Origin of the sequence: Collinsella ihumii (genome assembly GCF_030385545.1) — a bacterium.
Classification (GTDB): Bacteria; Actinomycetota; Coriobacteriia; order Coriobacteriales; family Coriobacteriaceae; genus Collinsella; species Collinsella ihumii.
Genome location: NZ_JAUEIQ010000018.1, coordinates 1 through 6,485, shown reverse-complemented (window position 1 = coordinate 6,485; position 6,485 = coordinate 1). Strand labels below are relative to the sequence as shown.

At 63.3% G+C, this 6,485-nt stretch carries 6 protein-coding genes; 1 reads left to right on the top strand and 5 read right to left on the bottom strand.

The annotated features are described in order from the left end of the window. Nucleotides 1-41 precede the first annotated feature (41 nt). The 3 genes from lgt to QVN30_RS11340 all read right to left on the bottom strand — a co-directional run bounded on the left by lgt (nt 42) and on the right by QVN30_RS11340 (nt 3,074). Complete coding sequence (gene lgt / locus QVN30_RS11350) at nt 42-854, bottom strand: prolipoprotein diacylglyceryl transferase (RefSeq protein ID WP_204570958.1); 813 nt, start codon at nt 852-854, stop codon at nt 42-44. Between the two features lie 117 nt (nt 855-971). Continuing rightward, nucleotides 972-1,250 carry a NifU family protein gene (locus tag QVN30_RS11345; RefSeq protein WP_087201160.1) on the bottom strand — a complete coding sequence of 93 codons (279 nt, stop codon included), beginning with the start codon at nt 1,248-1,250 and terminating at the stop codon, nt 972-974. A gap of 156 nt (nt 1,251-1,406) precedes the next feature. Beyond that, entirely contained in the window at nt 1,407-3,074 is a 1,668-nt protein-coding gene (locus tag QVN30_RS11340) for an OPT/YSL family transporter (RefSeq protein ID WP_289836451.1), read from the bottom strand. Nucleotides 3,075-3,218: 144 nt separating this feature from the next. Here QVN30_RS11340 and QVN30_RS11335 point away from each other — a divergent pair, with 144 nt between their 5' ends. Continuing rightward, nucleotides 3,219-4,010, top strand: a complete 792-nt coding sequence (locus tag QVN30_RS11335) for a type III pantothenate kinase (RefSeq protein WP_289836450.1) — start codon at nt 3,219-3,221, stop codon at nt 4,008-4,010. A gap of 312 nt (nt 4,011-4,322) precedes the next feature. Here the strand turns inward: QVN30_RS11335 and QVN30_RS11330 are convergent, their stop codons facing one another. Together QVN30_RS11330 and QVN30_RS11325 are read right to left on the bottom strand one after the other, a co-directional pair. Next, nucleotides 4,323-4,841 (bottom strand): winged helix-turn-helix transcriptional regulator, encoded by a 519-nt coding sequence (locus QVN30_RS11330; protein ID WP_289836448.1) that lies wholly within the window; start codon nt 4,839-4,841, stop codon nt 4,323-4,325. Nucleotides 4,842-5,188: 347 nt separating this feature from the next. After that, the gene (locus tag QVN30_RS11325; protein WP_289836447.1) at nt 5,189-6,262 is read right to left on the bottom strand and encodes a hypothetical protein; all 1,074 of its coding nucleotides are present in this window, start codon (nt 6,260-6,262) and stop codon (nt 5,189-5,191) included. Nucleotides 6,263-6,485 lie beyond the last annotated feature (223 nt).

Sequence of the window (6,485 nt, the reverse complement as noted above, 5' to 3'; positions counted from 1 at the left end):
GGGTTGGAACGAACCCGTCCCCAAACGACCCGTTCAGCGTTCTAGACGTAGGAGCGCTGCGGGCGCTTGGCGCGCAGCGCGTAGACCAGCAGCACGACGCCCGCGACCACCAGCGGCAAACTCAGCAGCTGCCCCATCGTGATCACACCGCCGAAGAGGTAGCCCAGCTGCGCATCGGGCACGCGCACGAACTCGACGAGGATGCGCGCGACGCCGTACCACGTGATGAACACGCCCATAAACGTACCTTGCGGGAGCAGTGGTTTCTTTCGCGAGAGAATCTGCATGAAGATGAAGAGCAACACACCCTCGAGCATCGCCTCGTAGAGTTGCGACGGATGGCGCGCGACGTCTCCCCCGCTCTCGAAGACCACACCCCAGGGCAGGTCGGTCGGCTTGCCCCACAGCTCGCCGTTGACGAAGTTGGCGCAGCGGCCCAAACACAGGGCGATCGGCGCGCCGATGACGGCGAGGTCGGCGATGGTCCATGCGGAGAGCTTGCACAGACGGCAACCGATGATGCCGCCGATGATGCCGCCGACAAGGCCTCCGTGGAAGCTCATGCCGCCATGGTTGGTCGCCAGGATCTCGAGCGGGTGCTCGAAATAATACCCTTCGCCGTAAAACACGATGTAGAACAGGCGGGCGCCGATCAGAAGACCGAACACCACGCCGATGACGACGGTCATCAGGTCGTCGACGGAGATATCGAACCCCCAGCGCTTCTGCGTGCGGTACATGACGACACCCGTCAGAATCGCCCCGAACACATAGGCGAGGCCGTACCAGTAGATGGTGATCGGGCCAGCGGAAAACGCGATGGGGTTGAGGCTGTGGTACAGCTCGTTGAGCACGATACCCCTCCTGAAGGTCGCAAACGGTGGATAGGACTGCCGCCGGGGCGGATGCGCGCCCCAGACAGCAAGAGGGCCGCGCGCGGCGGCCCCGGGATTGCTGCGATGCGCGCTCGATTAGAACGGCGCGTACTCGTCGTAGATGTCGGACATGCCCGGCATCTCGTTGACGGCGACCACGCGCGTCACGCCCGGCACATGCTCCTTCAGGATGCGCTCGATGCCCATGGAGAGCGTGAGCTGGCTCATCGGGCAGCCGGCGCAATGGCCGGTGAGCTCGAGTGAGACCACGCCGTCCTCGTCGACGCCGTGATATTCCATATCGCCGCCGTCAGCCTGAAGGTTGGGGCGGATCTCCTCGAGCACGGCAAGCAGCAGCTTCTCATTAACAGCCACAGGGGGCTCCTTTCATACCAAGTACATGCGAGGTTATGGTACTACAAGCTCGTACCCAACGGCGCCTCTGTACAAACTCAACGCGGAGCACGGCTGCTGCTTTTTAGGGCGGGGCCGTTTCTACTCATGACGGCCCCGCCCCAAAACGTGCCGGCTTTAGCCCATAAGGCCCGTGGCGACTGTGGCGAGGGCGACGATGACGCCCACGATGGACTCGCCTCCCAAGATGCCCGAGGCCACCACGACGCCCGTCTCCTCGGCAGCCTCGTCGTCGGCCCCGCGCGCCGCGCAGACCCGGTCGTAGACCCAGCGCACCACCGCGCCGAGCACCGTGGAGATAGACATGTAGAACGGCAGGTAGACGCCCAGGCCGATCATCATCGACGGAATGCCCGCGACGTAGAGGACGGCGCCCGCCGCAAGCCCGATGACGAACGCCGGCACGCTCGGGATGCCCGAGACCATCGTCGCGACCACGTTGGCCTGCGCGGACACGAACAGCGCGTCGGTTCCGAACGCCTCGGGGCCGTAGGCGGTGACGAGCGCGACCATGACCGCGACCGCCACGAACGTGCCCAGCACGGCGCCGATCGCCTGGCCGAACCACATGGAGCGCGGACTCGTGCCGATGATCTGGCCGGTCTTGAAATCGCTCATGACATCGCCCGCAAGGCCGCACGCGACCGCGATGACGCCGGCGACGAAAAAGAGCTGCACCTCGGTCGCCTCGGAGAAGGCGGCCACGAACAGCAAGACGATGAGGCCGAAGATCTCCATGGGATCGATGCCGGACTGGCCGACCGACTGCGCGCTCATGATGGCGCACACGAAGGAAAGCAGCACGACGACCATGGCGACCAGCGGGCTCAGCCCCAGCACGAAGCATGCGACGAGCGCGGCGGAGGCTGCCATGAGGGCGAGGACGCCCGCGTCGTAGCGCGAGATGAGGCGGGAGATGAAGCCGTCCCCGCGCGCGCTGCGGCCGCTGCCGGACGCGCGGGCGCCGCGCACGAGCGGCAGCGCGATGTCGCGCACGACCACGCCCGCGCCCGATCCCATCATGAGGCCCATGCCTAGGCTGCTCACGATGCCCTGGGCGGTCGGAACGTCCCACACGCCCAGCATGCTGCCGCCCGTCACGATGCCGAACCAGCCCACGACCGCGCCGACGGCCCAATAGATGATCGAGCGCCGTCCGGCCAAAAACCCGACCGCCCAGCGCATGGGCGACATCTGGATGCCGAACGCCACGCCCGGAACCGGCAGCTGCGCCACCAGCGACGGCATGAGGCCAAGCACGTCGCGCACGACGCACCATGCCCCCGCGATCGCCATGGAGCCGAACAGCTTCTTGCCCGTCGAGCCGCCGGCGCGGCTCGCGAGCAGCGTCTCGGCCGCTGCCACGCCGATGGGGTACTCCAGGTCGGACTCCTCGACGAAATGGCGCTGGATAAGAGCCGTGCACACCAGGCCGAGCAAGGTGCCGGCAAGCGCCACGGCGAGCATCTCGACCCAGCCCACCTCGTCGACGAGCCCCAGCATCCAGGCTCCGGGAATGGTGAACGCCAGACCGCCGGCGACCATGGAGCCCGCCGACATGATGACCTGCGTGATATTCGCTTCGTTCAGACTGGTGCGCCCCACCGCGCGCAACAGCACCAGCGCGGTGATGGACGTGAAGATCGTCGGCCACGGAAGCGACCCCATCTTGAGTGCCGTGTAGACCGATGAGGCCGTGATGATGACGCAGCCGATGCAGCCGATCAGGATGCCGGCCAGCGACAATTGCCCGCGCAGACCAGCGCGGTCGCTCGTAGAGCTCATGTTGTTCTCCTTCGTATATCCGCTCCCCCTCGTGCCGGGAAGTCGGGTTACGGCTCGGACGCATGAATTATACAATGGTGCAGCAGAAACGGAAGTCCCGCCCGTGCACTTCGGCGGGCCGCCATACATGAGCAAAGGAGCGCCATGGATACCGTGCTGACCGTCGATGTGGGCAATACGACCACGCGGTTCGGGCTGTTCACCATCGAGGGGGGCGACGAGGCGCCCGAGCTGCTCGGCTCCTGCGAGCTCACCACCCAGCAGCCGCTCACCTTCGACGAGGCGCGCATCCAGATCGCCCATGCGCTGTCGCTGCTGCCGGATCGCGCCCCGACCGGCTCGATTCTCTCCTGCGTGGTCCCCGCGCTGCAGGACACCTGGCGCCGCGCGCTGGGGGCCGACGGACGCGCGCGGCCGCTCGTGGTCGGCCCCGGCCTGAAATCCGGCGTGCGCATGAACTACGACGACCCCTCCGAGATCGGACCCGATCGCGTGGCCGACGTGGTCGCCGCGCGCGCCGCCTACGGCGCGCCCGCTATCGTCATCGACCTGGGAACGACGACGAACTTCGAGGCGATCGACGAGGGCGGCGCGTTCGTCGGCGGCATCATCGCGCCGGGCGTGGCCCTCGGCGCCCGCTCGCTCACGCAGGCCGCCGCGCGCCTGCCCATGATCGAGCTGCGCGCGCCCAAGCGGGTCGTCGGCCGCAACACGCGCTCGGCCATGCAGTCGGGCGTCGTGCTCGGCGAGGTCGCGCGCATCGACGGCCTGCTCGACGCTATGATCGCCGAGCTCGGGCTGTCAGACGAGGCGGCCCTCGTCATCACCGGCGACGGCGCCGAGACGATCGCGGCGCTGCTGCGCCATCGGACGGTCGTGGACGACACGCTCACCCTGCGCGGCCTCGCGCTGCTGTGGGTCGCGAACCGTAAGTAGGACAGGGGCCCAACTGGCCACCTTCGGGAGATGCGAGATGGATTGGCTGCGGCATAGAGGTCCCGGTCAACTGCCCTCACGCCGAACGCCAAGGCTCGGCGTCTGCGAGCTGGTGCCGAAGCCCTCCGTGCGCTCGTGCTACAACTCCGCCATTCCACGATGCTTCTTATGTTTCGAAAAAAGTCGATCTCATCCGACAAATCGACGGACGCAGCTCAAGTAATATCCCCATCCCAGAAAACCGAGTTCCCCCTTTTCGGCGTTCGACCGGTCACCACGCGATTTATTTTGCCCAGTCTCACAATTGGCAACTTAGCCATTGCTCTCGCTACCTTCTGAAATAGTAACCTCCCAATGCCCGCTCTTTCTAGAACCGATGCGGCGCAAACGGCCCTTATCTATGAGCGATGCCACGATCCTCCCTGCAGTGCGATAGGAGACGCTCAGATGCTCCGCCATCCGATCATATGTAGCGCTCGGTTCCGTCTTCAATATATTGAGCAATGCCCTCTCTGTTTCAGTCAGGCATGTAGGAGATGACGTGTGAGAGCTTGGTTTCCTGCCATTTATCCTGCCATCCGTCTCCTTTATCATGCCACTACCAACAACATCATCATTCAGCCCCAGCGCCTCTTGAGAGAACGGAAACGTCACGCAGATAAAGTTATCGTCGATTTCGAATGCATCTCGACCGTACGCATCGAGAATGCGGCGCATGCCGGAACCCAACTGTTCAACCAGCTCCATATCGCGGAACACACGCATGAGCTCGCGCGAATCGAGCGCGCGAATCCCCTGATAGCTCTTACAGATGTGTGTTACCTCAATCATGTACCGTCCTTTCGATAGCGCCGCGCGCGGGCGTCGCAACCTGCGCGCGGCAACCCCGGCCCGCGATGATGGGCAATCCGCCTCCGTATGCAATGTGTGACGAACCCTGTGAGGAAAAATGGAGGGAGCGCCGGGGGGTATGCTCGGCCGGTTTACGTGAGGAAGGAAGTTCGGGGCCTCCGGCCGAGCATGCGGTCAGGATAGACAGCGAACCTTAAACGAACCTCAATTGTTTGGATGCTTAGGTCAATGACACAAACTGGGCAGTTTGGCACGCTAAAGGGGCCTAATAAAGGCCTTTAGCGTGCCAAACTGCCCAGTTTGTGTCATTGACCCCCCTCTCTCATTTATAGAAGCGGGCCGGCTATTATGCCCTTGCGAAGTGCGCGCCTCAGTCTGAACGCAATGTCTTCTGGGGCAACCGCAGGTGCCGCATACGGATTTTCGGTAGGAGGTTTTTTCGCGGTAGCAAGATACGTATCCGCCGCGATCGTATCAGGGCGAACGCCGGCGGCTGCGAGCAGCTGCTTCACCCTCCCCTTCTTCCAAACGTCTTCCATCGTGAAGCGCACGACGGGCATGCCGAGCATCGTCAGATGCGACTCGCGCTTGCGCTCCTCAAGCAAGATGGTGCTCAGTGGTTTGCCGCCGGTCATGTTCTTGTTCACGTACTTCTCTTTACCGTCGAGCTCCCCGAGCACCTGCGTGCCGTCAAGTAGGCGAAAGAGGTAGTCGCCGCGCATCGTCGATTCCCTATCGACCGGATCGGTGAACGAGACCTGCAGGTCCGCCGGCACGATGCCCTCCTCTATCATGACGCCTCGGGCGATCGATTCTCCGCCGCTTTCCGATCGACCATCAGCCCACGACGCGGTATAGAGTGCTCGGGCCACCCCGCGGCGCGCCGCGCCGAGCACGGCGACCAGATCCACGAGCAGTTCGCGCTCGATATCCAGCTGCCGAAGAAATGCGTCGGCGATTGCGAGCCCATCGCCCAGTGACGCGGTTATGAGGCAGTCGATTACGGTATCGACCAGCGGCGTCACACGTACACCGTCGACCTCCACGGAAGGCACGCGCGCCATGCGATGACGCACGATATGGTGCGAGTTATGGGAGGCTTCTTTGGTACCAGCAGCCACATGCACGCGCGAAAGCAATCGATATGAGACCGGCAGGCGATGTATCACCGCGGCGCTATAGGAGCAAAAGACGATATCCGGGCGAGATGCGCCGAGCGTCGACAGTATTCGGCGCATGCGTTGATCGGGCAGAAGCTGCTCCCATGCGTCCGCGCGTTCAAACATGCACGGGAACGGTTCCACCAGCTCACCTGCCTGCACGCGGCGTCGCAAAGCAGCCTTTTCCGCTCGCGTCGTCGGGCGGAAAAGCATGGCGTCTCCACTCGTCTTCAGCATCATTTCATCTACACGTCGGCCAGCTTCTGTATCTCGCTTCATACACCACCACGTTCATCGACTCCATCGTCATTGAATTATGTACCGCATTTATAGGTATCAGTGAAACATATTGTACATATTGCATATAAAGTGGCCGATCATCGAACCATCTGACAGAATTCCGACAGAGCCCGATGACACAAACTGGGCAGTTTGGCACGGTAAAGGCCTTTATTAGGCCCCT

Bases quoted from the DNA above. Each gene is read 5' to 3' on its own strand.
- QVN30_RS11330 (WP_289836448.1), bottom strand. From the start codon at position 4,841: ATGATTGAGGTAACACACATCTGTAAGAGCTATCAGGGGATTCGCGCG.
- QVN30_RS11325 (WP_289836447.1), bottom strand. From the start codon at position 6,262: ATGATGCTGAAGACGAGTGGAGACGCCATGCTTTTCCGCCCGACGACG.
- QVN30_RS11335 (WP_289836450.1), top strand. From the start codon at position 3,219: ATGGATACCGTGCTGACCGTCGATGTGGGCAATACGACCACGCGGTTC.
- QVN30_RS11340 (WP_289836451.1), bottom strand. From the start codon at position 3,074: ATGAGCTCTACGAGCGACCGCGCTGGTCTGCGCGGGCAATTGTCGCTG.